Origin of the sequence: Roseibium sediminis (assembly GCF_008711325.1) — a bacterium.
Lineage (GTDB): Bacteria > Pseudomonadota > Alphaproteobacteria > Rhizobiales > Stappiaceae > Roseibium > Roseibium sediminis.
The window spans coordinates 1-25,442 of record NZ_VXDB01000035.1; the positions used below are offsets into that span (position 1 = coordinate 1).

At 56.0% G+C, this 25,442-nt stretch carries 24 protein-coding genes and 3 tRNA genes; 12 read left to right on the plus strand and 15 right to left on the minus strand.

Going from position 1 to position 25,442, the window contains the following annotated elements; genetic code table 11:
* Positions 1 to 193: 193 nt before the first annotated feature.
* The 5 genes from F0155_RS21175 to F0155_RS21195 form a co-directional block, all read right to left on the minus strand.
* The gene (locus F0155_RS21175) at positions 194 to 1,273 is read right to left on the minus strand and encodes an SAVED domain-containing protein (RefSeq protein WP_161599866.1); all 1,080 of its coding nucleotides are present in this window, start codon (positions 1,271 to 1,273) and stop codon (positions 194 to 196) included.
* A gap of 8 nt (positions 1,274 to 1,281) precedes the next feature.
* Positions 1,282 to 1,707 carry a Mov34/MPN/PAD-1 family protein gene (locus tag F0155_RS21180; RefSeq protein WP_280177014.1) on the minus strand — a complete coding sequence of 142 codons (426 nt, stop codon included), beginning with the start codon at positions 1,705 to 1,707 and terminating at the stop codon, positions 1,282 to 1,284.
* A 38-nt stretch (positions 1,708 to 1,745) separates the two neighbouring features.
* On the minus strand, positions 1,746 to 3,461 hold the full coding sequence (locus F0155_RS21185; protein ID WP_150526572.1) for a ThiF family adenylyltransferase: 1,716 nt from the start codon (positions 3,459 to 3,461) through the stop codon (positions 1,746 to 1,748).
* Positions 3,458 to 4,684, minus strand: a complete 1,227-nt coding sequence (locus tag F0155_RS21190; RefSeq protein WP_150526573.1) for a nucleotidyltransferase domain-containing protein — start codon at positions 4,682 to 4,684, stop codon at positions 3,458 to 3,460. Before F0155_RS21190 ends, F0155_RS21185 begins: the two co-directional genes overlap by 4 nt.
* A gap of 233 nt (positions 4,685 to 4,917) precedes the next feature.
* Positions 4,918 to 8,595: a vitamin B12-dependent ribonucleotide reductase gene (locus tag F0155_RS21195; RefSeq protein ID WP_150526574.1), complete on the minus strand. Its 3,678-nt coding sequence runs from the start codon at positions 8,593 to 8,595 to the stop codon at positions 4,918 to 4,920.
* Positions 8,596 to 9,293: 698 nt separating this feature from the next.
* Between F0155_RS21195 and F0155_RS21200 the strand changes: the two genes are divergently transcribed.
* Entirely contained in the window at positions 9,294 to 9,995 is a 702-nt protein-coding gene (locus tag F0155_RS21200) for a response regulator (protein ID WP_208999403.1), read from the plus strand.
* A 148-nt stretch (positions 9,996 to 10,143) separates the two neighbouring features.
* Entirely contained in the window at positions 10,144 to 10,530 is a 387-nt protein-coding gene (locus F0155_RS21205; protein WP_150526590.1) for an NADH:ubiquinone oxidoreductase subunit NDUFA12, read from the plus strand.
* A gap of 85 nt (positions 10,531 to 10,615) precedes the next feature.
* On the opposite strand, the gene F0155_RS21210 is transcribed toward F0155_RS21205, so the two are convergent.
* The 4 genes from F0155_RS21210 to F0155_RS21225 all read right to left on the minus strand — a co-directional run bounded on the left by F0155_RS21210 (position 10,616) and on the right by F0155_RS21225 (position 14,195).
* The gene (locus F0155_RS21210) at positions 10,616 to 11,020 is read right to left on the minus strand and encodes a DUF423 domain-containing protein (protein ID WP_150526576.1); all 405 of its coding nucleotides are present in this window, start codon (positions 11,018 to 11,020) and stop codon (positions 10,616 to 10,618) included.
* 23 nt (positions 11,021 to 11,043) lie between these two features.
* Complete coding sequence (locus F0155_RS21215; RefSeq protein ID WP_150526577.1) at positions 11,044 to 13,089, minus strand: M3 family metallopeptidase; 2,046 nt, start codon at positions 13,087 to 13,089, stop codon at positions 11,044 to 11,046.
* A 101-nt stretch (positions 13,090 to 13,190) separates the two neighbouring features.
* The gene (locus F0155_RS21220) at positions 13,191 to 13,544 is read right to left on the minus strand and encodes a DUF1801 domain-containing protein (protein WP_150526578.1); all 354 of its coding nucleotides are present in this window, start codon (positions 13,542 to 13,544) and stop codon (positions 13,191 to 13,193) included.
* A gap of 42 nt (positions 13,545 to 13,586) precedes the next feature.
* On the minus strand, positions 13,587 to 14,195 hold the full coding sequence (locus F0155_RS21225) for a pyridoxamine 5'-phosphate oxidase family protein (protein WP_150526579.1): 609 nt from the start codon (positions 14,193 to 14,195) through the stop codon (positions 13,587 to 13,589).
* A 60-nt stretch (positions 14,196 to 14,255) separates the two neighbouring features.
* Here F0155_RS21225 and F0155_RS21230 point away from each other — a divergent pair, with 60 nt between their 5' ends.
* Positions 14,256 to 14,393: a hypothetical protein gene (locus tag F0155_RS21230; RefSeq protein WP_208999404.1), complete on the plus strand. Its 138-nt coding sequence runs from the start codon at positions 14,256 to 14,258 to the stop codon at positions 14,391 to 14,393.
* A 97-nt stretch (positions 14,394 to 14,490) separates the two neighbouring features.
* Positions 14,491 to 15,432 (plus strand): bifunctional Delta(1)-pyrroline-2-carboxylate/Delta(1)-piperideine-2-carboxylate reductase, encoded by a 942-nt coding sequence (lhpI, locus tag F0155_RS21235; RefSeq protein WP_150526580.1) that lies wholly within the window; start codon positions 14,491 to 14,493, stop codon positions 15,430 to 15,432.
* A gap of 132 nt (positions 15,433 to 15,564) precedes the next feature.
* Here the strand turns inward: lhpI and F0155_RS21240 are convergent.
* Together F0155_RS21240 and gloA are read right to left on the minus strand one after the other, a co-directional pair.
* A tRNA-Glu gene (locus F0155_RS21240) sits at positions 15,565 to 15,640 on the minus strand.
* Positions 15,641 to 15,765: 125 nt separating this feature from the next.
* On the minus strand, positions 15,766 to 16,206 hold the full coding sequence (gene gloA, locus F0155_RS21245) for a lactoylglutathione lyase (RefSeq protein ID WP_150526581.1): 441 nt from the start codon (positions 16,204 to 16,206) through the stop codon (positions 15,766 to 15,768).
* Positions 16,207 to 16,260: 54 nt separating this feature from the next.
* Between gloA and F0155_RS21250 the strand changes: the two genes are divergently transcribed.
* From F0155_RS21250 to F0155_RS21265, 4 genes are all read left to right on the plus strand, one after another.
* A complete protein-coding gene (locus F0155_RS21250; protein ID WP_150526582.1) occupies positions 16,261 to 17,025 on the plus strand; it encodes an SIR2 family NAD-dependent protein deacylase in 765 nt (254 codons plus the stop codon).
* Positions 17,026 to 17,181: 156 nt separating this feature from the next.
* On the plus strand, positions 17,182 to 17,763 hold the full coding sequence (locus F0155_RS21255; protein WP_150526583.1) for a cold-shock protein: 582 nt from the start codon (positions 17,182 to 17,184) through the stop codon (positions 17,761 to 17,763).
* A gap of 93 nt (positions 17,764 to 17,856) precedes the next feature.
* A complete protein-coding gene (locus tag F0155_RS21260; RefSeq protein WP_244303566.1) occupies positions 17,857 to 18,456 on the plus strand; it encodes a DUF192 domain-containing protein in 600 nt (199 codons plus the stop codon).
* 103 nt (positions 18,457 to 18,559) lie between these two features.
* Positions 18,560 to 19,066, plus strand: a complete 507-nt coding sequence (locus F0155_RS21265; RefSeq protein ID WP_150526584.1) for a hypothetical protein — start codon at positions 18,560 to 18,562, stop codon at positions 19,064 to 19,066.
* A gap of 166 nt (positions 19,067 to 19,232) precedes the next feature.
* Here F0155_RS21265 and F0155_RS21270 read toward each other — a convergent pair whose 3' ends face one another.
* On the minus strand, positions 19,233 to 19,454 hold the full coding sequence (locus F0155_RS21270) for a hypothetical protein (protein WP_150526585.1): 222 nt from the start codon (positions 19,452 to 19,454) through the stop codon (positions 19,233 to 19,235).
* Between the two features lie 231 nt (positions 19,455 to 19,685).
* On the opposite strand from F0155_RS21270, the gene F0155_RS21275 reads away from it, so the two are divergent.
* Positions 19,686 to 19,762 (plus strand) — tRNA-Pro (locus F0155_RS21275).
* Between the two features lie 192 nt (positions 19,763 to 19,954).
* Positions 19,955 to 20,404: a hypothetical protein gene (locus F0155_RS21280; protein WP_150526586.1), complete on the plus strand. Its 450-nt coding sequence runs from the start codon at positions 19,955 to 19,957 to the stop codon at positions 20,402 to 20,404.
* Positions 20,405 to 20,449: 45 nt separating this feature from the next.
* On the opposite strand, the gene F0155_RS21285 is transcribed toward F0155_RS21280, so the two are convergent.
* From F0155_RS21285 to F0155_RS21295, 3 genes are read right to left on the minus strand one after another with little or no spacing between them, the layout of a single operon-like run.
* Positions 20,450 to 21,220, minus strand: a complete 771-nt coding sequence (locus F0155_RS21285) for an enoyl-CoA hydratase-related protein (protein ID WP_150526587.1) — start codon at positions 21,218 to 21,220, stop codon at positions 20,450 to 20,452.
* Complete coding sequence (locus tag F0155_RS21290; RefSeq protein ID WP_192913861.1) at positions 21,221 to 22,534, minus strand: hypothetical protein; 1,314 nt, start codon at positions 22,532 to 22,534, stop codon at positions 21,221 to 21,223.
* Positions 22,534 to 24,156 (minus strand): AMP-binding protein, encoded by a 1,623-nt coding sequence (locus tag F0155_RS21295; protein WP_204934575.1) that lies wholly within the window; start codon positions 24,154 to 24,156, stop codon positions 22,534 to 22,536. The genes F0155_RS21290 and F0155_RS21295 overlap by 1 nt, the downstream gene beginning before the upstream one ends.
* A 436-nt stretch (positions 24,157 to 24,592) precedes the next feature.
* On the opposite strand from F0155_RS21295, the gene F0155_RS21300 reads away from it, so the two are divergent.
* Positions 24,593 to 24,898: an ETC complex I subunit gene (locus tag F0155_RS21300; RefSeq protein WP_150526589.1), complete on the plus strand. Its 306-nt coding sequence runs from the start codon at positions 24,593 to 24,595 to the stop codon at positions 24,896 to 24,898.
* A 113-nt stretch (positions 24,899 to 25,011) separates the two neighbouring features.
* Positions 25,012 to 25,088 (plus strand) — tRNA-Arg (locus F0155_RS21305).
* Positions 25,089 to 25,442: the final 354 nt, after the last annotated feature.

Here is a 25,442-nt window from a genome sequence, read left to right on the forward strand (position 1 = left end):
ATCACTCCCTTACGCAATCAAACCAATTTGTCCATTAGCCGCTGACGGGGAACAAGGAGAAGCGGTTGGTAGTGTAATGGGCATGCAATGCTCTTGAATGCGGGCGCCATCCGGCCCCCGAGATTTCGGAGTTGAAGCTAGACGACCTTGAAAGCATGAACAACTATACCATTCGTTCAGAGGGAGCAGATCACTACGCTCGAGCGATCGAAGGTGTCGTCTCGCCGCGAACGGGCATTCGAACTCCCCAAGGATACTTCTTTTCGTTGCTCGCTTCGTATTGGTAGACGATGAGACTTGGGAGATTTCGTTTGTCGTAGCGACGACCCAGGTTGAATACGACGCTGTTTTGAGCGGCCAGAAGGAGATGGATGGTCGTCACTCCCTTCGCCTCAAGGAACTTCGCGGCTTCGAGGAACTGCCCGGCCAAAGCGTTTTGCTTGTCCAGTGACCAATGCGATGAATTTAAGTCAGGCAGAGAAAGCCTAACAACAGGGAGATCGAAGGTCGTCGCAATGTTCTCTGACCTGACCTGATAGGACGCTGAGATCGCTAACACGACATCCGCGGCGCTACCGAAGTCTTGGAACCCTTCCATCTTGAAGCGTTGACCGTCGTCCCCGCTGTCCAGGCTGCGCCACGCCTCACGATTCCTGTCCCAATCCATGACGACGATCTTGCCCTCGTCGTCGAAGATTACCCCGGTAAGGAAGGTCATTGGTACGGGAGTCAGCCCACCGTAGACGAGGGTCACGTCCTGAGCGTCCCCGTGCTTCGAATGCTGCTGGATTGTTCGTCGCGCAGCATCTACCTCGTTCAGGAGATCGCCCGGATCAACGATCACGCCGTCTTTCCGCTGCCGTAGGTCCAGCATAATACCGATCCGGTGACCTATGATGTCTGACGGCACGGCTGCGGTTAGGGGAGAGCCATCGTCGTCACGCAACCCGCGGCCTTCCATGACAATGACCCTCTTCCTGTCCCGCAGATCGTTCTCGCGGGAGAACCGCTTCCAACCGATCCAGACACAGAAGACGAAGATCGCGACGAACAGCGCCACGAGGGGCCATTGCACCCACTCCGGGATAACGTTAGTTGAACCGACCTCGACGGAGTACTCATCTCGGATGGTGGCTTTGACGACCCAGTTCCAACCCAGCAGGGTGACAAGAACAGGAACACAAGCGACAGCAACCTTTCCTTCGAATCCTCGCGGTCTGAAAAGGAATTTGATGAATTCGCGGATGCTCCAGTCGATCGTATCTCGATACATGGCTGTCTCTACGGCTCGTATTTGATGCGCGCGGTTTGCGGGGACGTCCCGCACTGATGAAAAGTTGCGACCGCGAGGAATTCGCGGAAAGTGTCTGACCTGACGACGAGCAGGACTGCGAACGGAATCCGGCGCTCTCCATTCACGAGATCCTCCATAGATTCCAGATCTGTGAGGCTCGGAAAGATTGGAAGCCCGGGATGCGAATGCCATTCGCCGATGTAGTTGTATTTCTCGTAGTCGTAACCGGTCCGTTCGAAGAACGCGTCTAGGAACGTGTTGTGAAAGACGTGGTCCCTGACGAAATGCGCCCGTTCGCCAGTCAGTTCATCGACGGAGAAGTCGACGATCTCGAATTGTCCGGGTGTGATTTGTCGTGCCATCAGGATGCCCCCAATCTCCCTGTCGGCGGCACGAGCGAGCATTTTCTTCATCCTATCCACGATCGCCCAAGGAAGGACCAACTGCACAGTCACGACGATTCCTCGTCGTTGAGATCTGACATCAGTGTTCTGATATCTTCTTCGCTTTGCGCTGCAACCGGCTCATCCCAAGGCCCCGTTGGTTGCAGGTCGATTGGCCAAGTGTCGAATGGTGCTTCGAAGATCCAAGCTTTCTTTAAGCCGATCGCATATGCGGAATGGGGAAATGACGTTTCTCCACCTTGAAGGATGTCGAGGGCAAACCGCGTTGCATGGGCGGCAATAACAGAGATATCGGCGTCGTCAGCGATGAATGGCGGCTTGTCGTCTCCCTTAATCTCGTACGGGTTTCCGGTCTCCGTCTGCCAAGGAATTCCATGGTCGTCGCACCACGTCGTGATCTGATTTCTTGCCGCCAACGGATAGGGGTCCGTGTTAGGCCGCGCTCTTGCGATGATCCCGCCGATCCCACCGCCGAAAACCTCTGCCCAGATCATCGGCTTGCTGTGCCGTTTTGCAGCGCCGGCGCACAAATTGAACGATGTCGGATTCGCGGTCGCGTCGACGATGAGATCGCATTCGCCAATCGATTCAAGCGTAGATTCCATTGCAAGGGCAGAGGTCTGGCTACCAAGAGCGACGCGCCGCGTTTCGATTTCGGTGTCGGTGGCGATCTGGCCGACCCTGTCGGCTAAAGCGTCCACTTTGTGCCAACCGATCGCCCAAGCGTCGAGTTCGTTCCGCACTAGGTTGCCAGTCAGGAAGATATCTTCGTCGACGAGGAGGAATTTCCTGACGCCAGCGCGGGCGAGTGAGGCGGCGACCTTCGAGCCAATCGAGCCGCAGCCTACGATCGCGACGCGATTCATGGATACTGTTTCACGATTCGAGACGGATCGTTGGGCCAGCACCTCCTCCTCCACGATCCGGTAAGGAACTAGAAATGGAAAGCCTTTCTTGCTGTGAACTATGTCAAAAGCGGTCTTACGCCCGCATTTTTCGAGAACGATAAGGAACGGCCAATCCGGCATTTCAAGAAGGGAGGAGAGTTCAGGAATGCGTTCGGCGAGGTCTTTGAATTCACCGCCTCCATGAAGCGCTAGCACGCTCATGTCTTGTGCCGTCCGCAATATGTAGCCGGTCCGTGTTCCTGGTGCATTCGGTGTAGGCTGCGGCGATATCCAAACCTCGTTGCCGTGTGCACCTATTGATCTCAGGTGAGCCACCCGGTGGGTCCTGCGTGCAGTAATCGTCAGAGATATCTCCAAAACCGCCTCAGGGAGCTGCCCTTCGAGCGCCGCCCACGCACCCTCCGGAACCATCAAGCGCCAGCTTTCGAAGCGCAGTTCCGCCCCAAGCGAAGAACGATGCTCCGAGGGAACTGCGGAGGCCTCTCCAGCGGAACCGCGCTCAGCAGCAATCAGGCCGTAAGCGCTTTCCACCATCATTGCCCCTGTGACCGCAGGATCCCAATTGTCCGGACGCCACTGGAGACAAAGCTCCCCACCGGGACCATACTGATGGTCGGAAAGCTGAATTCCGCCATGGGGCAAAACGATCAGTGGGGTATCAGGGAATGTGGTGGGGTAGATTACCGCCAGCGTAATGTTTTCCCCGCCATGCTGGATCTCCACATCCACGCAGAGCTGAAAATCGGCGAGGTGCCTGACGCGCACGCTCGTCAGCCAATCATTTTCCTCCTGAAGTGCGGTGAATGCGACCTTCTCCGCTCTTGCCCTATCCTGATCTTGCCACCACCAGATCATGCATATCCCTGAGGCTTCGTCGGTCGTCTATCGGCATTCGCGAAGCTGGGCGCACCAACAGTGCCTGCGCCCGCAGCAGATGCACCAGTTGCTGCGCGCAGCAGGCGTGACCCTCCGGTGAGCCGGTCAACCGCGCTGGTTGCAGCTCGGTATCCCATCCTTTGATAGACGGCATCGGCCATACCCTTGTAGTTCGTTGCCTGTGCCGCTGCCCTGAAGTCGGTACGAGCCTGGCGCAGCCATTGGAAAAACGCATCGGCCTTCTGCGGTTCACGTTCCCACTTGTCAGCGAAGTTTTCGAAGGGGTCGGTGGGGTTTGCTATGATGTACTTCTTGCCGTCATGAACGATGAACTGATCCATTCGGTCAAGGATCGTGAACAGCGCGCCAGAGATTGTGTCCTGGTTCTCATACGAATGAGCCGACAGCGTGGTAATGATGATTGAGATCGGACGTAGATCCAGATTGCGGGCGAACATGTTGTCTCGGTGCCGCTTCAGGATCATGATCGCCGACTGAAGTGGTGTCTTCACTTTGAAGTCTGGCAAATCCTCAACACTTGCACGGAAGCCCTGCTTCTGCATTTCCTCAAATACCGCCCGCTTGCGACGCTCGAACACCACCGCTTGTCTGGATGCGAACCAATAAGAGTAACCTTTCGGATTGGATCTGGGCCAATCCTCCGAGAGTATCCAATAGTTGGGCTCCCGCCTGTCCGTGATGGAGATCGCAGTCGATACCCAGCGAGTGTCGAGCATCTTGGCTTCGAGAAGGATTCTCTGTTGCTCGGTGTTTGGAACGGCTGGAACAACATCCATGTGGAACTGGGCACCGTCGGCATAGTCCAGAACCCAGCAGCGATTACCTTCCCGTACAGGTTTCACCATGCCCTTGGCGTCGTGATAGGCCCTGATCTCGACGCCTAGCATCGCTTTCAGTTCTTGCTGGGTCTTGTCGCGTTTGGTCAAAGATCGAAGCTCTACGACAGAGTCGACGTCATACTCTTCCTCGTCCGTATGTGGACGGATCGCTGTTCCTAACCGGAACGAACCTTGGCAGTAGACCTGAGGATCGTACTTCCGGACCGTGCTTTCAGGACGATGAAGCCATTCCCCAAGAGAAGTGTAACTCGTCTGGGCCTGCTCATATCTGTTGTCCGGAACCTCAAGCTCTTTCACCAGAGCTTTAAGGAAGTCCTCGATGGAATTCACATGCACGTTCATGGTTGGGGTACCTCATGAATATTTACATCTTAGGCGCTTGTTTCATGATTTGTTCTCCCTTGCATTGTCCGGGCATCTCTCGGAGCCCGGAATTCGTGGAGTGCTGTTTTTGCCAGCATTTGCTTTGGTCGATCCGGACGCCCGGGAGCGTCCGGATTTTCGCTTTTGAGCCGCTTATTGGCCTAAATTGGCCATCCTATGCGACTCGGGACAGGGACAGCGGCTCACTTTAATCAGCTGCAGCCGCTGGTGCCGCCGCAGGTGTCGCATTTGAGGCAGGTGCCGTTGCGGACCATGGTGAAGTTTCCGCATTCCGAGCAGCTTTCGCCTTCATAGCCTTTCATGCGGGCCTGGGCGATCTGCTGGGCTGCGGTTGCCATCTGCGGGGCAGGGGCAACTTCAACGGCGGCAATCGCTTCCGATCCGCGGGCAAAGGCTGTTGCCACTGCCGAGGTCTGGGCGGCCGGTGAGCCACCAACCTTCGCGGTCACCGTGGTCGTGGTGGAACCGGATGGCGCGTCGCTCTGATTGACCAGTCGGAACCGCTCGGTCTGGCCGCGTACGAGGCCGTGGGAGACAACGCCGCCGTCCTTGGTGGTTCCGTCACCGCCGGACAGACCCGTTGCCGGTGCGCCGAAGACTTCCGGCGACACATGGGCAAGGTCGTGGCGACCGAGATAGGAAACCGCCAGCTCGCGGAAGACATAGTCGAGGATCGAGGTCGCATTCTTGATCGCGTCGTTCCCCATGACCATGCCGGCCGGTTCGAACTTCGTGAAGGTGAAGGCGTCGACATATTCTTCCAGCGGCACGCCATACTGGAGACCCAGTGACACCGAGATCGCGAAGTTGTTGATGAAGGCGCGCAGCGCCGAGCCTTCCTTGTTCATGTCGAGGAAGATCTCGCCAAGACGACCGTCATCATATTCGCCGGTGCGCAGGAAGATGGTGTGCCCACCGATCTTTGCCTTTTGGGTGTAGCCCTTGCGGCGACCGGGAAGCTTTTCCTGGGTGCGAACGGCGCGTTCCACGATCCGCTCGACAATGCGTTCGGCGACGATTTCCGCCCGCGCTGCCATCGGCTTTGCGGCGAGTGTCTCGATTGCATCTTCCTCGTCTTCGTCATCGTCGGCGAGAAGCTGCGAGTTCAGAGGCTGGCTGAGCTTGGACCCATCACGGTAAAGCGCGTTGGCCTTCAACGCCAGCTTCCAGGACAGCATGTAGGCTTCCTTGCAGTCCTCGACCGTTGCATTGTTCGGCATGTTGATCGTCTTGGAGATCGCGCCGGATATGAACGGTTGGGCTGCAGCCATCATGCGAATGTGGCTTTCCACCGAGAGGAAGCGCTTGCCGATCCGGCCACACGGGTTGGCGCAGTCGAAGACTGGGTAGTGCTCTTCCTTCAGGAACGGCGCGCCTTCCAGCGTCATCGCACCACAAACATGGGTGTTGGCCGCTTCGATGTCCGCCTTGGAATAGCCGAGGAAGGACAGAAGTTCGAAGGCCGGGTCGCTCATCTGTTCTTCGCTGACGCCAAGGGCAGTCAGCTGCTCATCGCCAAGGGTCCAACGGTTGAACACGAACTTGATGTCGAAGGCAGAGCCGAGCGCGCCCTTGAGTTTTTCAAGGCTGGCATCGGTCATGCCCTTGGCTTTCAGACTGCCCGGATTGATGGCAGGAGCCTGATCAAGCGAACCGTGTCCAACGGCATAGGCCTCGATTTCGGCAATCTGGCTTTCCGAATAGCCGAGCTTGCGCAGGGCTTCAGGAACGGCACGGTTGATGATCTTGAAGTAGCCGCCACCGGCCAGCTTCTTGAACTTCACAAGGGCAAAATCGGGTTCGATGCCGGTCGTGTCGCAGTCCATGACAAGGCCGATCGTGCCGGTCGGGGCAATCACGGTTGTCTGGGCATTGCGGTAGCCGTGCTTCTCGCCAAGCTCCAGAGCACGATCCCAGGCGAGCTTTGCCCGTTCGATCAGGGTCTGGTCAGGGCAGGAGGCATGGTCCAACGGAACCGGGAGAGTAGACAGTTTCTCGTAGCCGGTTGCCTCGCCATGCGCGGCGCGGCGGTGGTTCCGCATGACGCGGAGCATGTGTTCGGCATTGTCCTTGTATCCCGGGAATGGGCCAAGCTCGCCAGCCATTTCAGCGGACGTTGCGTAGCACACACCGGTCATGATCGCAGTGAGGGCGCCACAGATCGCGCGGCCTTCATCGCTGTCATAGGGAATGCCGGCGGTCATCAGCAGGCCGCCGATATTGGCGTAGCCGAGACCGGTCGTCCGGTAGCGGTAAGACAGTTCCGCAATTTCCTTGGACGGGAACTGCGCCATCAAAACCGAGATTTCCAGAACGATGGCCCACAGGCGAACGGCATGTTCGTAGCTGTCCACGTCGAAGGAACGGTCTTCGCGGCGGAACTGCAGCAGGTTCAACGAGGCAAGGTTACATGCCGTGTCGTCGAGGAACATGTATTCCGAGCACGGATTGGAGGCACGGATCTCGCCGGAGGCAAGGCATGTGTGCCACTCGTTGATGGTGGTGTGGTACTGCAGGCCCGGATCAGCAGACGCCCAGGCGGCATAGCCGATCTGTTCCCAAAGTTCCTTCGCCTTGATGGTCTTCACCGTGCCGCCGGAGCGGCGCGAGGTGAGGTCCCATTCGCCATCTGCCTGAACAGCGTTCAGGAAGCCATCGGTCACGCGGACCGAGTTGTTGGAGTTCTGGCCGGAAACGGTCAGATAGGCTTCGGAGTCCCAATCGGTGTTGTAAGTCGGGAATTCGATCTTGGTGAAGCCTTGGCGGGCAAACTGGATGACGCGCTGGATGTAATTCTCCGGCACCATCATCTTCTTTGCGGCGCGGATTTCGCGCTTCAGGGCCGGGTTCTTGGCCGGATCGAAACAGTCGCCATTGTCCGCCTCGCAATTTACGCAGGCGCGCATGATGGCCGACAGATGCTTCTGGCAGATCTTGGAGCCGGTAACGAGGGCCGCAACCTTCTGCTCTTCCTTGACCTTCCAGTTGATGTATTCCTCGATATCCGGGTGATCGACATCAACGACAACCATCTTGGCCGCGCGACGGGTCGTGCCGCCGGACTTGATCGCACCAGCAGCACGGTCGCCGATCTTCAGGAAGCTCATCAGGCCGGAGGACTTGCCGCCGCCGGAGAGCTTCTCGCCTTCACCACGAACGCGGGAGAAGTTGGAGCCGGTGCCTGAGCCATACTTGAACAGGCGCGCTTCACGGACCCACAGGTCCATGATGCCGTTTTCATTCACGAGATCATCTTCGACCGACTGGATGAAGCAGGCATGCGGCTGGGGATGCTCATAGGCGGAGGCGGATTTGGTCAGCTTGCCGGTTTCAAAGTCGACATAGTAGTGGCCCTGGCTCGGACCATCGATGCCATAGGCCCAATGCAGGCCGGTGTTGAACCATTGCGGGGAGTTCGGGGCAACCTTCTGGGTCGCGAGCATGTAGCGCAGCTCGTCGTAGAACGACTGTGCGTCGGCTTCGCTGTCGAAATAGCCGCCTTTCCAGCCCCAGTAGGTCCAGGTGCCGGCAAGGCGGTCGAATACCTGGCGTCCGTCGATTTCCGACCCGAAGCGGTCTTCTTCCTTGAGCTTCTTGAGAGCCTTCTCGTCAGCCTCATGGCGCCACAGCCAGGACGGAACAGTGTTTTCCTCAACCGGCTTCAGCTTGGCCGGAACGCCAGCCTTGCGGAAATATTTCTGGGCCAGAATGTCGGACGCAACCTGCGAGAACTGTGCCGGTACCTGGATATTGTCCAGCTTGAACACAATCGAGCCGTCCGGATTCCGGATCTCGCTCGTGGCCGTCCGGAACTCGATTTCGGCGTAGGGCGATTGCCCTTCCTTGGTGTAGCGCCGTTGGATCCGCATTCCTAATCCCCTTTTGAACCCCGGTTGACCGCCAGACCAACCGCCATTTGCCGCAATTTGAAAGCTGAACGTCTGTTCGCCACTGGGAATGGGTCGAGGACCCTAACTTGTGGCTCCAACAGAGCGATGCAGCATATATAGTGCCTCTTGGCTGCTTAGTCACTAGATATAGTGTCTTTGAACAGGTTTTTCATCGGCGATACCCAGAGCGCAGGCACAAAAAAACTCCGCCTGCCTGATGGTCCATCTGGCAAGGTCGATACACGTTACTGAGCACTGGATTGGACGGGAACGAGAGCTGCTCACCCCCAATTACGCACGCCGCTGATGCTATAGAAACTAGTGTAAATGAATTCTTACCGTCAAGCGCTGACCGACAAGCTGTAGTGCAAGGATTGTGGGCAAGCCCAAAATCTAGTGGGTTTTTGTGGATTGTGGGGAGAGGTGAAAAAGTTGTTTCCGGCTCCCGGGACGAGCGAAACTCCGGGCAGAAGCGCCGCAGTTTTGAAAATGCCAATCACGACAGTGTTTTAGGAACAATTAAATTTAAAATGTCCTTGAGCCTTCAATCGAAACTAAGGGCACTGGAATTATCGTGAAGGGTACCAGACAGGGGCCTAATCCTTATGACACTTCACGCTGCATATGGACTGGAATTCGATCAGCTGGATGTTGTGGTCGTCGAAGACAGCCGACCCATGCAGGTCATTATAAGGGCGGTACTTTCCAATTTCGGCATCCCGAGGGTGAGGGTTTTCGATTCGGTCGAACCGGCTCTCGAATCGATGTTGGCCGAGGCTCCCAATCTCATTGTCACCGATTGGCGTATGGAGCCCACCTCGGGCTATCAGCTGCTGCGGATGATTCGACACAAGCACATGGCCCCCCTGTGTTTCGTGCCCGTTCTTTTCATCACATCCTTTGGTACCCGCGCATTGGTGGACAAGGCATTGAGGGCAGGAGCTCACATGCTTCTGGTCAAACCCATATCGCCGACACTGGTTCATGATCGACTGCGCTGGATCCTGCGCGATTCGCGCCCGATGGTGGTTGGTCAGAGCGGGTTTGTGGGAATTGGGCAACCTGGGCAGAGGGTGGAAGCTATACCCGAAGTCGAGCAGACCATTGAAAAGGCTCGTGAGAAGCACTTGGCAGGTGTTAAGCGCGTCAAAGAAATACACGGTATGCTGGATCGATTCTTCGGTCAGAAGAACGATGGGGAAGAAGAAAAGCGCATCATGGAACATGCCGAGGCTGTTGCTGCGCGCGCCGAACGGGCAGAGCAGACGAAAAAGGCCGTCACCAAGGATCTCGGGCGCGTTACGAAAAACGCATCCGACGCAAAGAATAAGAGAAAGCGGAAGACACGTGGTTTTGCCGAGGTGCGCAACGCCGGCTGATGAGGTCAAGAAACCGGTCACAATTGCCTGCAACCTCTGGACATGAACGCTTCCGCCCGCCATATTCCCCGCAAAGTTTCAAGTGCTGACGGGCAAGGGGTTCCGTACCCGGTCGGTCGGCCTCAGAGGTAGCAAGGACACCATGGGTATCAAGAACCTGCTCGTCGAACTCTTCACGTGGTGGAATGGTCAAACCATGGGCACGCGTTTCTTCACGTGGCGCAAGGGCGAGTTTGTCGGCGAGGACGAATTCGGCAACAAGTACTATCGCGAGCGCGGCGGCAAGAAGCGTTGGGTGATCTACAACGGTCTTGCGGAAGCGTCTGCCATTCCTCCGGGCTGGCACGGCTGGATGCATCACCGCGTTGACGTGGCGCCGGTTGACGAAGACTATCATGCAAAGTCCTGGCAAAAGCCGCATCACGAGAATCTGACGGGGACACCGGGAGCTTATCGCCCATCGGGTTCAATCCTGACGTCAAAGGAACGCCCGGAAGTGACTGGCGACTACAAGGCATGGACGCCCGGTCAGTAAACATTCCCAATTGCGCTGAAATATGAATAAGCCCGCGATTGTCGCGGGCTTTTCTATTGTTGTATGCAACTTGTCGTAAACTTGATTACGGCTCTCTTGCGCCGATCCGCAAGGCACCCAGAGCGATGGTCGCCCAGCCAAGGATCAGCAGAACGCCGCCCGATGGAGCTGCCATCGGAAAGAGGCGTTGATCCAAGAAGGCGCGGCTCGCCAGATCACCTGCAAAGAGGAACAGCCCCAGCGCAAGCAACGCCATGGCTGCGGGGTGCAGCAGGATCTTGCGTATTTGGGACAGGGCACCCAGGACCAGAAAGACCGGAGCATGAAACAGCAGCATCTCGGCTGCTGTCTTCAACAGGCCGGTCGTGTCCGCATGTGCCGACAGCGCCATCAGCATCACCCCCGCAGCGCCAGATATGCCGCCCAGAACAAGAGCAACCCGCAATGAGGCTGTTTTGCCTGCCCGGTGAGAAGAGAGTGATCTTTGCATCGTAACTAGGCTCTCTATTTGCCTCAGGCGGCCTTCAGACCGCGCTTTTCGAGCATGGCATCAATTTCCGGAGCCCGTCCGCGGAAGGCTTTGTAGGCCTCTTCCGGGTCCGGTCTGCCGCCGGCAGAATAGATGTTGCGATAGAGCTTTTCCGCCGTTTCGGGGTCAAAGATGTTACCCGTTTCCTCAAATGCCCCGAACGCGTCCGCATCCATGACTTCCGACCACATGTAGCTGTAGTAGCCCGAGGAATAGCCATCGCCGGAAAACACATGCGAGAAATGCGGCGTGCGGTGACGCATGATGATGGACGACGGCATTGAAATATCGGCAAGCGCCTTTTTCTCGAACTCTACCGGATCGAAATCCGAAAGATCCGTCAAAAGGTGCAGTTCAAGGTCAACAAGGGCCGAGGACGTGTATTCAACTGTCGCGAAGCCCTGATTGAAATTCTCTGCGGCAAGGACCTTGTCGAGCAACGCTTTGGGCATTGGCTCGCCGGTCTTGTAGTGAACTGCATAGCGAGACAGGATTTCCGGCTGGGACAGCCAGTGTTCGTAGAGTTGTGACGGCAGCTCGACAAAGTCCCGTGCAACGCTGGTGCCGGAAATGACCGGGTAAGTCACATTCGACAACAGGCCATGCAAGCCGTGCCCGAACTCATGGAAGAGCGTCCGAGCGTCGTCGAAGGTCAGCAGCGAGGCTTCGCCATTGGCCCCCTTGGCAAAGTTCATGACGTTCACGATGATTGGCTTGATGTCACCGGTCAGTCGTTCCTGGCTGCGGAAGGCGCTCATCCATGCGCCCGAGCGCTTGGACGGACGCGCAAAATAGTCGCCGAGGAACAGCCCGAGATGGTGTCCGTCCTTGCCGATGACTTCAAAGACACGAACATCCGGATGATAGACGGGAGCGCCGTGAACCTCCTTGAAGGTCACGCCGAAAAGGCGGGTTGCGGTTTCAAACGCAGCCTCGATCATCTTGTCCAGCTGAAGATACGGCTTGAGCTCGGCCTCATCGAGGTCGTGCTTTTCCTTGCGCACCTTTTCCGCATAGTAACGCCAGTCCCACGGCGCGATCTCGATATTGTCGCCGCGTTTTTGGGCATAGGCGGCCAGGTCGTTTTCTTCTTCCTTCGCGCGCTCAAGCGCCGGGGACCAAACCTTGGTGAGAAGGTCACGGACAGCGTCTGGCGTCTTGGCCATCGTGTCGTCCAGCTTGAAATGGGCGAAGCTATCGAACCCGAGCAGGCGGGCCCGCTCTGCGCGGAGCTTGAGGGTTTCCTTGATGATGTCGCGGTTATCAGTGTCACCGCCATTTTCACCACGTGCGGCCCAGGCCCTGAAGGCTTCCTCACGCAGGTTGCGGTTGGCGGAAAACTGCAGGAAAGGCTCGATGAGGGAGCGGGATAAGGTAATGACGTGCTTGCCGTCAAGGCCGCGTTCCTTTGCAGCGGAAGCTGCCGCTGCCAAAAGGAAATCCGGCAGACCGGCCTTGTCTTCATCGCTTTCCAGCACGAGCTGATAGCTGGATTCGTCCTTCAGAACGTTCTGGGAAAATGCAGTGCCGAGACTGGCAAGGCGCTGCGAGATTTCCGCCATCCGCTCCTTGGCTTCCGGTGCAAGGCCCGCGCCAGCGCGTTGGAACATGATATGATAGCGTTCCAGAACGCGGTCTTCTTCTTCCGGTAGGTTCAACTCAGCCCGCTTCGCCCAGAGCGCTGCCACCCGGTCATAGAGTTTTGAGTTCAAGAGGATCGCCGAGTGGTGTTTTGCGAGTTTGGGCGCGATTTCCCGTTCGATTTCCTGAAGGGCAGGGTTCGTGTGTGCCCCGGTCAGATTGTAGAAGGTGCGCGCGACCTGCGTCAGCTGCTGGCCGGACATCTCCAGCGCCTTGACCGTGTTGTCGAAATCCGCGTCTGCCGACTGGTTCGCAATTTCCTCGATTTCCACCTTCGCAGCCTCAATGGCAATATCGAAGGCGGAGCGGAAATCCTCGGTGGCAATGTCGCCAAACGGCGGCAGACCAAACGGCGTGGACCAGTCAGTTAAGAGCGGATTTTTTGACATGTTCTCATCTTCAATAGGTCGGGAAGTTAGATTTTAGATTGGAGCTTTGCTGAAAACCTGCAAGGTGTCTTCTCAAGGCAAGTGTTCGTGTTTCCTCAGGTTTATTTTCTGATTTGATTGTCCAGCAAGGCAGCTTCGCGCAAAAACCGGGTACACATCTCCTCGTCAATCGCCTCCAGTGAGGTGAACTTAAGGTGGCGCATTTGTTTGCCATTTCCCTCAAGAACCTTGCCGGGATCCTGTAGTTTTGTTCCTTGGGGAAATCCAAGAGTAATGTGACGCTGTGCTCTCTGCAAATAACAGTAGACACCATTTAGCACGTAACATGGTTGGCCCCATTTAAGGACTTCTATCGCCGTGGGAGTGACGGAAAAAATCTGCGACCTCAGTTTTTCCAAACCCGTTTTTCGCCAATCAGTTCCTTCCGCAAACCATGTTGAAATTGCATTGCTCACCTTAGCCTCCCCGAAGCTTTGGGTCGGAAATGAAAGAGAATGCTACCACATGCTGGTTTTCGCCCGTTCCGACCATCCCTGATCATAAGCCTCTCCTGCGAAGCTAGTCTGGATTTCCTGCAGGATTTGACCCGGAGTTGGCAGAAGCTGCGGATCCTCTCTGGTTTTGGCATCCCACAGACCGGCGCGCATGATCGCTCGGGCGCATTGAAAATACAGCTCCTCGATTTCAATCACGACAACCGACCTTGGAAGTTTTCCTTCATGAATGAAGGAGGCAAGCAGTTCGGCGTCGATTGAAAGATGGGCCTTGCCGTTCACCCGGATGACGTTGTCATGGCCCGGGATCATGAACATCAGAGAGACGCGAGGATCGCGGACGATGTTCCTCAGGGAATCAATACGGTTGTTCCCGCGCCGGTCCGGCAGCAGCAGGGTCTTGTCATCCTGAATTCGGACACAGGAGCCGATATCGCCGCGCGGACTGCAGTCCAGTCCTTCGGGGCCGCTGGTTGCCAGCGCACAAAACGGAGAAGCTTCGAGCAACGCACGATAGGCCGGAGTGATGGCAGGGACGACTTTGATCCGGGACGGGGCAGCGGCGTGTCCGTAGATGTCTTCAAGTTCCTCAAGAGTGGTGACGCGAGACATGGTTCCTCCGCTTTGGATGATTGCCATTCAAGGTCTGACAGGAGAGGTGGTCATGGCAAGGTGCCAAATTCACGCAGCTGTCAGCTCGAAATCACGGCTGGTGCCGTCATTCTTGACACCAGCGAGGTCGTGGCCGACGGTACGGCGCAAGAAGTGCTCGACAATTCCGAATGGCGGCAGGAATATCACGCGATCTGATCGCAGATGGTTCCCGGCTGAAACGGGTCGACCGGCGCTTTAGAATGGCGCCGGTTTTTTGTTGCCTGCACGTGAAACGATGATAGCGAGCCCGCATATGCTTCTTCTCTCCGAAAGCCAGACCCGTCAGGCCCTGCCATTTCCGGCCTTGATCGATGCTTTGGACGGGATGTTCAAATCCGGATGCGAAATGCCGGTTCGTCACCATCATGACATGGCCATACCCGGCGAAGCGGATGCCACCTTGCTGCTCATGCCGGCCTGGGTTCCGGGTCAATATTCTGGCGTCAAGATTGCGCATGTGGTTCCGGGGAATGCTGCCAGAAGCCTGCCGGCCGTTTCTGCATCCTATCTCCTGTCGGATGGCGGGACTGGAGAGGCGCTTGCGCTGGTGGATGGCGGCGAGCTGACTGCCCGCAGGACCGCCGCAGCTTCGGCCCTTGCAGCGCGCTCTCTCGCGCGGCGAGACGCCGAACATCTCGTTGTCGTTGGCACCGGCAGGTTGTCTCTGAATTTGATCGGCGCGCACGCAGCGGTGCGCCCAATCCGCAAGGTTTCCATCTGGGGCCGCTCGCTGGACAAGGCAGCTGGCATTGCGCGGCAGGTCGCCGCCGAATATGGGATAAATGCCGAAGGTGTTACCGACCTTGAGACCGCCTGTCAGACAGCTGATATCATTTCAGCCGCGACACTCTCCGAAACGCCTCTGATCCTGGGCAAGTGGCTGCAACCGGGAACCCACGTTGATCTCGTCGGGGCCTTCAAGCCCTCCATGCGGGAGAGCGATGACGAAGCTGTGCGGCGATCCTTGGTCTTTGTTGATACGCGGGACGGCTGCACAAAGGAGGGGGGCGATATTGTCCAGCCGCTGGCGAACGGCACCTTGAGCCCGGCTGATATCAAGGCGGATCTTTATGAGCTTGTCCGGGGACAGCACGATGGTCGCAGTTCGGACGAGGAGATTACCCTGTTCAAATCGGTAGGGGCTGCGCTGGAAGATCTGGCAGGAGCAATCCTCGCCTACGAGACCACGCGGTAGAACAAGGCCGCTTGGCAGATGCGGCAAACAAACTTGATGTCGTTTGTGAGAAAATTCGGACAATCGATTGAGAAATAGAGGTCATCTTCCTTTTTGGAAGGTGGCTTTCACTGATTGTGCCGGGAAGAGAAATGGCACGCCCAACGGGACTCGAACCCGTGTTTCCGCCGTGAAAGGGCGGCGTCCTAGACCGCTAGACGATGGGCGCGCGGTCAACGCAATCGCGTCGTGGAGGCGCTTATACGGGTGTTTTTTGATCCCCGCAAGAGCTTCTTGAAAAAAAACGTTCAGGGTCCGAATTTGAACCCTGAACCTTTGGATAAACCGGTTGTCTTACCAGCTTCCGGTGTTGGGCATTGAGGCCCAAGGCTCTTGTTTTTCAAGAGCTTCGCCCTTTTGCAGCAGCTCGATGGAGATGTTGTCCGGTGACTTGATAAAGGCCATATAGCCATCCCGCGGCGGACGGTTGATCGTCACACCCTGTTCCTGCAAACGGGCGCAGGTTTCATAGATATTGTCGACCTCGTAGGCGAGGTGGCCGAAGTTCCGACCGGAGCCATAGTCTTCCGGGTCCCAGTTGTAGGTCAGCTCCAGCAAGGGGGCTTTGCTTGCGCGGCCCGTTGCTTCATCGGCTGATGCTGCCAGAAAAATCAGGGTGAACCGACCGGCCTCGCTCTCCGTGCGTCGGACTTCCGTCATTCCCAGTTTGTTGCAATAAAAGTCGAGCGAAGCATCGACATCCTTCACCCGGACCATCGTGTGCAAATACCGCATGTTATTTTCCCTGTGATTGATAAAGAGGCGAACCGCCCGTGACTGGAGACGCTCATGATAAGGACCATTGAGGACCTTGGCGAGGCACAAGACTATATAAGGTGCTTGTTCGACGGGGAAAGGCGGTCCTGTGTCGTGTTGACCGGGGCCGGGATTTCCACGGACTCCGGCATTCCCGATTTCCGTTCACCCGGTGGAATATGGTCCAAAAGGCAGCCTGTCCAGTTTCAGGATTTCATCCGCTCGCACGACAGTCGGATGGAAGACTGGGAGCGACGCCTCCAGATGCTGGACATATTCGAGAGAGCCGAACCCAACGCGGCACACAACGCGCTGGCCAAACTTGGGCTGGCAGGCCGGATTGATCTTCTCGTCACTCAAAACGTGGACGGCCTGCATCAAAGGTCCGGTTTTCCGCAAGATCGGCTGATCGAGATCCATGGTAATAGCACCTATGCGACCTGCCTTGAGTGTGGTCGCCGCGCAAACCTTCCGCCACTTAGAGACACGGTGGAGAAGGGGCAAAGCCCCACTTGTTCCTCCTGCGGCGGATTGCTGAAGGCGGCAGTGATCAGCTTCGGGCAGGCGATGCCGGAGGCAGCGTTCCGCAAGGCGGCGAAGGCATCGGCAAGCGCTGACCTGTTTATTGTGATCGGTTCCTCCCTTGTTGTTTATCCCGCAGCGGAACTTCCAGTTCTGGCTGCAGATAAGGGGGCCGAACTAGTCATACTCAACGGAGAAATGACCCCGGTTGACCCGGTCGCGGATTGCCTTCTTCGTACAAGGATCGCTCAAACCTTCGAAAATTTCACGATCTAGCGTCATTCCACTTTGAAATGGCCTGTGGTTAGTGCCAGAAATAATCTTTGCGCATACGAAGTGGGTGTTATGCTTTTGTTTAGGAATCAGTTGGTCAGTGAGTCGAATGGCTTGTCCTGACTTATTATTGCGGATCAGACACGGGACATTAATGCTATGGGGGGAAAAGCCGCTACGGATCCCCGCGTACTCGAGACGGGCGCTGATGAAGTAGCCCTTGATGTTTTCGAGGTCGCAGGAACGATCAAATGGTTCGACGTAGCCAAGGGATACGGTTTCATCGTCCCCGACGATGGCGAGTCCGATATCCTGCTTCACGTCACCTGCCTTCGGCGAGACGGATTTCAAACGGCCTATGAAGGCGCACGGGTCGTATGCGAGGTGCTCGACCGGCCACGGGGGCTTCAGGCCTTCCGCATCCTTTCGATGGATGAATCGGTCGCCCAGCATCCTTCTCAATTGCCGCCATCGCGAACCCACGTACAGGTGGTTGCAGAGACAGGCTTTGAGAAGGCAACCGTCAAATGGTTCAACCGGGTCAAGGGATTTGGTTTCCTGACCCAGGGCGAGGAATCCGAGGATATCTTTGTCCATATGGAAACCCTTCGCCGCTTCGGAATTGCAGAACTCAGACCCGGTCAGGAAGTTCTGGTGAGATTTGGGTCAGGCCCGAAGGGCAAGATGGCGGCCGAGCTTCGTCCGATTGGCGCCGGCACGCATATACCGTCCTCCCACTGACCACTCGGTCCCTCCCTCCGTTTGGTCACGCCTGGTGCGTCGCTTGTTACAAGCGACGCATTTTTTGCCGTCTTTTGGCGTGATCCTCCCCAATTGAATGAACCAGCTGCATTGCTGCCGCTTTTGCCTGCAAGATCAGCGACAGTGACGGCCATGCAGCCTTGTTGTCGGGCCGAACTGTTTCTTGCCAAGGGTCACTTCGTCATGTTCGCGTTGCTCAAGTGTCGGATGCGGGCCGTTCTTTCCGCTGTTTTTTGCCTCGTCATAGCTCTTGCTCTGCCAGCTTTGGCGGAAACGCCTGAGCCATTCGATTTGCCCGTCGAAAAACTGACTGTCATGGCAGGCGGAAAGGAACATGTCTTTACCGTCGAGGTTGCCTCCAATGACATAGAGCGGGGGCGAGGGCTGATGTATCGGACGGAGATGGCGGAAGACGCTGGTATGCTTTTCGTGTTCGAGGGAGAGGGCGACCGCTATTTCTGGATGAAGGACACGCCGCTTTCGCTCGACATCATCTTCTTGAGTGCTGACGGGACCATTGTCCGTGTCGCAGACAACACCACGCCGTTTTCCGAAAAAATCATCCCCTCGCGCGCGCCCGCCAAATATGTGCTTGAAGTTCTTGCCGGAACCTCGAAACGCCTTGGTTTTGCTGAAGGAGACAAGGTCGCGACGCCATCGATTGGGCAGTAGTTTCGTCATTTGGTGCTGGGCTTGAAGGAGCTGCGAGGACGGTCTTCCACAATACTCGCTCAAGCGCTTCGGCCTTTGGGCTAGATTTAAAAGGGTAAGAAGAATGCGCATAGTTTTCTTTTCAATTTTGATTTTTCAAGTAGTCCTGAGCGAATCTCACGCAAGTTGTCTGAGTATATCTAACTTTCCTCCTGAGCATTTAAATGCAGCAGATGGGTTATACACTGGGAAGATAATATATCAGTCTAGTTCAATATTTGAGACGGAGGATTTTATATCATATATTTTGAATGTCGAAATAAGTCGGGGTAGGGCCGGTAGTGAAAGTGTTATAAAGAAGATTGTATACAATGCGCCAAAATATTCTGATGACAAAATTAATGAATTAGATAAAGAAAAAAGATACCATATCGGCCTGATGACAAAACTACCAAGCAATAGAAATTCTATACTAAACCCATTTAACTTACTGCCCAATGATCATAAACTAGCAAAATTACCGCATGTTGTATCAGTTAAATGCGCGAAACCTTATATTTTGGAGGGTGATGAGTGGGCAGATGCCCATGAAGAGCTTGTCTATCGTCATTCAAATGGGACGCGGTTCTAATAGAATGCTCTCGTATAACACGTTGGTAACGTTCACCGCAGTTTGCGTGTGGTCGCCATAATATCGTCCCTAAGCGTCAGTCAACATTCGATTGCCGCACCACACCTATTAGCCTGCCAAGGTCGACAACTACTTGACGTGTGAGATTGGAACCACTGGCAGATTTTCACTCTTCCTCATCGGAACAATGTTCGTCCGGCAAGAAGTCCCCGTTTTCATCGACCAGGCCCACCCGCCTGTATTTTTCCAGATTCCGCTGTCTCAGTGCTTCATGCCTTGTGACAGCTTGGGCGGCCTGTTCCGGTGTCAGGCTCGCTAGTTCACGTTCCTTTTCGGCTTCATATTCAGCAAACAGTACATCGAGCGGGCGATTGTTATTGCCGGACATTGCATTCCTCGTTTTGTTGAATTTTCGAATACGGCTCTGGGTATCCCGCCCCTACGGCAGCACGGCATAAATGAGAGTGGAAGTACCTAGCAGGAGAACAGTTAGCGAACGGATTTCGGTACTATTTCGGGACGTTTTGTCCCGTAGTTGTCCCCAACTGCATGAAATTCCGTGTTTGTTCTCTCTTGACCGGGGTGGGGAAGCTCTATAAACCCGCAGAAATCAACGGCTCGGGGTATAGCGCAGCCTGGTAGCGCATCTGGTTTGGGACCAGAGGGTCGCAAGTTCGAATCTTGCTGCCCCGACCATTTTTCCTCTTCAATATCTATTTGTTTTTGCTGCCGGACATGACCTGTCTGGCTTCATGCCATTTATTGGCGATCTTCGACCAGCCGCATCCAGTACAGAACATAAGTTGCCGCAGAGGATAACTTCTGTAGTCTGGCGCGGATGGGTCTTATGCTCATTTGAATTCAGTTGGATTTTTGGAGGTTGGTTTCGTGCTTTTGCGTTTGTTGTCTTTTGTTGTTGTTACGTCTTTCCTAATGGCACTGCCTGCAGCTTCCTCAGAGATCGACTTCGGCGACGATGCCGGGGAATACGCGAAAGACGGAGAGTGCGAAGACCGTCGTTTCATCGGGCTCGGCATGGGCAGCTTGGTTAGCGCGGAAGCGCAAAAGCATGACGCCACAGACTGCAAACGTTTGTTTGATGCCGGGCTGCTCAAGCTGGTGGATGGCGAGAAGGGAAGAAATAGCACCGTCTGTTCGAAGATCAATTTTGGCGACAATTCATCAGAATATGCTGACGACGGCGAGTGTGATGACTATCGGTTCGACGGGACGGGTGCCGACGCTGCACTCAATCTCGGGGACCTGGCCAGAGACAAAAACGACTGCAAGAAATTGTGTGAGTCTGGTGCCATCTGGCTGCGCGTTCCTGCCGACTGAAAAAAGTCATCGGCAGGAGCCGGCGCGTTTGCCAGGGTGATGGTGTTACGCGCCGTTGAAATTCGGCGCGCGTTTTTCGAGAAATGCGGCCATGCCTTCCCTTTGCGCGGGCAGGCCATAGAGAGCGTGGTATGTCTGGCGTTCATGCCGGATGCCGCTGTCCAGCGTCGAGTTTTCGGCCATGTTCACGCAATCTCTAGCCATTTGAACGATGTCGCCCGGATATCCGGCGATGGTGGCTGCAACTTCGTGAGCAACAGCTTCCAGCTGATCATCTGCAATGACGCGGCTGACAAGCCCGATCCGAAGTGCTTCTTCTGCACCGACCATGCGCCCGGTCAGGATCATGTCCATGGCGCAGGCGCGCCCCACAAGACGCGTCAGGCGCTGCGTCCCGCCAATGCCGGGAATGCAGCCGATCTTCAGCTCCGGTTGGCCGAACCTGGCGTTTTCTGAGGCGAGGATCACATCGCACATCATCGCCAGTTCGCAGCCGCCACCCAGTGCATAACCCCGCACGGCTGCGATTTTCGGAATGCGGAGCGCAGCGAACTGGTCCCAGCCCGAAAAGAAGTTGCTCGCCCGCATGCTCGCGTGATCTTGTACGGCAAGCTCGCGGATATCAGCTCCCGCAGCAAAGGCTCGCTCACCGCTCTTGAGGATGAGGCAGCCGATATCGGGAGACGCAGCAAAGCCTGATGCAGCGGCAAGGACCTCTTCCATGACCTGTGTGTTCAAGGCATTGAGCTGCTTGGGCCGGTTGATCTTGATGGACGCCACACGGCCAGTCACCTCGGTTTCAAGGGTCTCAAACATTTAGCTGTCCCAGATTGCGCCATAGGCAGGGATGCCAAGGCTTTCCATGTCGTGAACCACCTTGCGGGTGAGTTTCTGGTTGGAGATCACGATCACTGCTTCTGCACCACTTTCCCGAACGGCCTGCAGGGCAAGCGCGGAAAGGTCCGGTTTCCCGCGTGTATCCGTATCCCAGATGACCGGTTTTTCCGTGTTTGCGACAATCTCGTCGACAAGAGCTTCGCCATAAGTCTTGCGCGGTGAGCGCGTGGACCAGACAAGCCGGTTTGGAACCTTGCCCTTGAGAAGATGCGGCAGGATGGGGCCTATTCCGGACCCGGTGCCAACATAGACAACCTTGGTGAAAAGGTCCTCGATGCGTGCAACTCCACTGGTTGTGATGCCTTTCACCCAAACCTTCTTCGGCGGATTGTCGATGAACGCGCCTGTCCAGTCGCCTGCTCGTGAAATGGCGAGCCGGTAGCCGCGTTCATTCGGAGCCGGAATATTCGCAAACGCGTGATACTCGCCAAACGGGGAGTGGCTGATCGCATTGGAACTTCCGGCAAAGGGCGTGTCGCCATAATCAAACCGGGCAATTGCGACGTGGTCCGACGGCTTTTCAATGTGCACATCCACCCGCTTGAGCGTGAGCCACGGTGAAGCTACGGACAAGGTGATGAGGCACAGTGCCCAGAAGGAAAAGGAACCGACAAAGACTTGCCCGGAGTCCTGCGTGATCGAGGCGCTCTGGAGCCAGAAAAGACCAAGCACAGACCAACCCGCAAATCGGTGGATCTTTTCGAATGTGTTGTGGAACCGGTTCCGGAACGGACGAAGCGCTGTCGCGATGATCAGAAACAGCAGACCCAGAATGAGCGAAGACCAGCCAAGTGTCAGCGGTGATAGCGCTGCGTCACCAATCAGGTGATTGTAAAGCATGGCTCCAAAGAAGGCCGAGAACCAGGCGGCACCCATGAGTGCGCCGCCATAGTGCAGCCCGCCAAAATGGAACACCTTTCCTGCCCCCCAACGGATCCAGAGAGGCCATGAGGTCGGAATGCGCGTCGCCAGCCAGAACAGGGCATTGATGATCCTTTGTTGCCGGATAAGGATCGCCAGCATCAGGTTGACGAGTGCCATCTTGGAAAGCGCTTCGAGATTGACGAGCTGGCCGTCAAACCAGCGTCCATTCTGAAGCCCCGTGTAGAGGACGTAAAGGTTCGCCACGACGACAAGCACCATGAGCCTGCGATATTCCATCAGCGAGGGATGGCGTGTGACCCGTCGCCAGTTCGACGGTGTATCGGAAAGCGATTGAGCAGATGTCAGCATCAGTTCAACTCCACGCCAAAGGTGTCGATGTGGTCTTGTGCGAGCTTCATCAAAAGCCGTTTGTCCAGCTTTCCGCGAGGGGTGCGGGGCAGTTCAGGAAGCGCCAGCACCACCGTCGGCATGCAATAATAGGGAAGTTTGTCCGCCACCTGATTGCGGGCGGTCTCAACAGACGCAGTGGCCGGGGAAATGAAACTCACCAGATTGCGGTTGTCGAATTTCAATGTAACTGCCCGTACGCAACACTCTGCGCTTTCAAGCGCATTTGAGACGCCGTCCAGCTCCACCCGGAAACCGCGGATCTTGACCAAGTCATCGACGCGCCCGAAATGTTCCAGCTCGCCCTCCGGGGTCCAGCGGCCGAGGTCCCGGGTTCGGAACATCATGTGACCGGGGCGGAAGGGATCGGGTCGGTAGCGGTCGCCGGTGAGTTCCGGATTGGCGAGATATCCAGCGGTTACACAATCGCCGCCCGCCCACATTTCACCCTTGTCTCCAATGGGCAGAGGCATCAGCTCATCATCCAGAATGTAGACCGTATTGTTTGGCGTAGGCCGTCCGATGGACAAGACAGCCTTGCCCGGGAAATGCCGTTCGGCGGTGTTGATGATGGTCGTTTCTGTCGGCCCGCAGGAATTGAAGAAAGTACAGAAGGCCCCCCATGCGTCTGCGAGGGATCGTGGGCAGGGTTCACCAGCGACCGCAGCCACTTTCACGTTTCTGCATTTGGTGTGATCCACCGATGCCAGAATGGACGGGGTTGCAATCAGAACATCCACCTTTTCGGCGGTCTCCTGAATGGATTTTCCGCGAATGACCAGTGTGGCGCCGTTGGAAAGCGCACCGAGCGTCTCCCACGCGGCCATGTCGAAGGCGATCGACAGGATTTGCCCGACCCGCATGCCGGGACGCATACCGAGGTCTCCGGGCGCAGTCAGAAGAATATTCGCAAGGTTGCGATGGGTGACCTGAACGCCGTTCGGAACACCGGTCGTTCCGGACGTAAAGAGGACCATCGCAAGATCATCAGGTTGGGCTTTGGAAAAGTACGTGGGGCGGCTGGAAGAGTTCTCGGGTAGGCGCTCCATTTCTTCATCAATGCAAAGAACAGCGTACCCTGCTTGCGCGGGAACCTCGTTCTTCAGGCGCTTGAGGGTCAAGATAACCTTCGCTTCGGTTATGGAGGCAATGTGTTGCAGGGTGTCTGTCGGCGCAACGCCCGCATGCTGAGGGACATAGGCTGCGCCCAGTTTCAGGATGGCAACAATTCCGACGACCATTTCGATCGAGCGTTGCAGGTAAAGGCAGACCTTGTCGCCGTGTCGAACACCCATTGTTGCCATCGATGCCGCAAGTTTGTTGGAAGCGACATCCAGTTCCCGATAGCTCATGGACCGCTTGCCGCATTCAAGAGCAGGAGCTTCCGGTGTCGTTCGCAGCCAGTGATTTACAGCCGCCGTAATGGTGTCGTGTCGTGGACGAACAACTGGCCCCCAACCAAAGGAATGAAATCTTTCTCTATCTTTCGGGGAAAGGGGGAGGAGAGGGTCTGAGTAGAGCCCTGGATTTACTGGTGTATTTGGGAAAACAGAACGAGCCGTAGTGGACATCTTTCGCTCCATGCAATGTCAGCAATGGAGCATACATACCCTTGGGGAAGGCTTCGGAAATTCAAGATAAAATAAATTATATTTGTGAGTAATAAGCTATTGAAAAAAGTAAAACTTCGAGAATAACGAAGAATTGTTGTTTGATAATATTGAAGGTAATGTCAATGTGAATACTTTTTACTTATGTTGAGTTGGAATTCGCCAATCCATCCGATTGCACATTTGGCGGGGCATGTGCGAGGGGATCTGTTACGCGTATTGCGGGAAGGGAGTGTGTGGGAGCGTGCGCTGTCCCTGCAATCTCTTGTTATGGTTTGTGGTTGATCATTTAGGTCGAACGGCATCCAAGGTGCCGTGAAGTGTTGACAATCCGGGTAAACCTGAGACAAAGCACGGGTAGCAATGGTGAATTGATTTCATCAGGATGAGGGACCAGAGGACAAACTATATGGTTGCGCGCATCTACCGTCCGGCCAAAACGGCCATGCAGTCGGGAAAAGCTAAGACCCAGCGTTGGGTTCTGGACTACGAGCCGGAAACCGCACGCACCGTAGAGCCGCTTATGGGCTACACGTCTTCATCCGACATGAAGCAGCAGATTCGCCTGTTTTTCGACAGCAAGGACGACGCAATCGCCTATGCGCGTCGCAACGGTATTGCTCACCGCGTGGAAGAAGCGAATGAGCGTCGGGTACGGACGGCTTCCTATTCCGACAATTTCAAGTTCGGTCGCCGCGCTCCCTGGACTCACTGACAGACCCAATGAATCCCTGCAAAACAGGCGAGGGGAGTTGACAGAAGCGTCTCTCCTCGCGACAAGAAGCCTGTTCGGGCTGGCATGTTTCACGAGCGCCGCCCGACCCATCAGGCCCCGTAGCTCAGCTGGATAGAGCACTCGCCTTCTAAGCGAATGGTCGCAGGTTCGAATCCTGCCGGGGTCGCCACTCTCAAAACTCTATTTCTTTGCTTCGATGTGTCGCCTTGCCGCGTGGTGCTGAAGTGCGCGGTCTTGCCGGCGCAGAGATAGTGTGATCCCGGTCAAACCGCATCCCTTGTTGACGGTTTGCTCCAGGAGGGGCGGCTCTTCTCAAAGATGGCGTGATTTTATTAGAGCACGTCTCGCATTCACTGAATCAGTCGAATTGCTCTGAGTTCTAGATTTGACGCATTTCCTGACGGCGAACGGGTATCCAGTTCGCCTGGAAATACTCTAACAGGCTGCTGAACAACGCCTTGCGTTTGCGCAATCTCAGTCCTGCGGTTTGATTTTGGACGGTTTGAGCAGCCGCGGGCGCCGG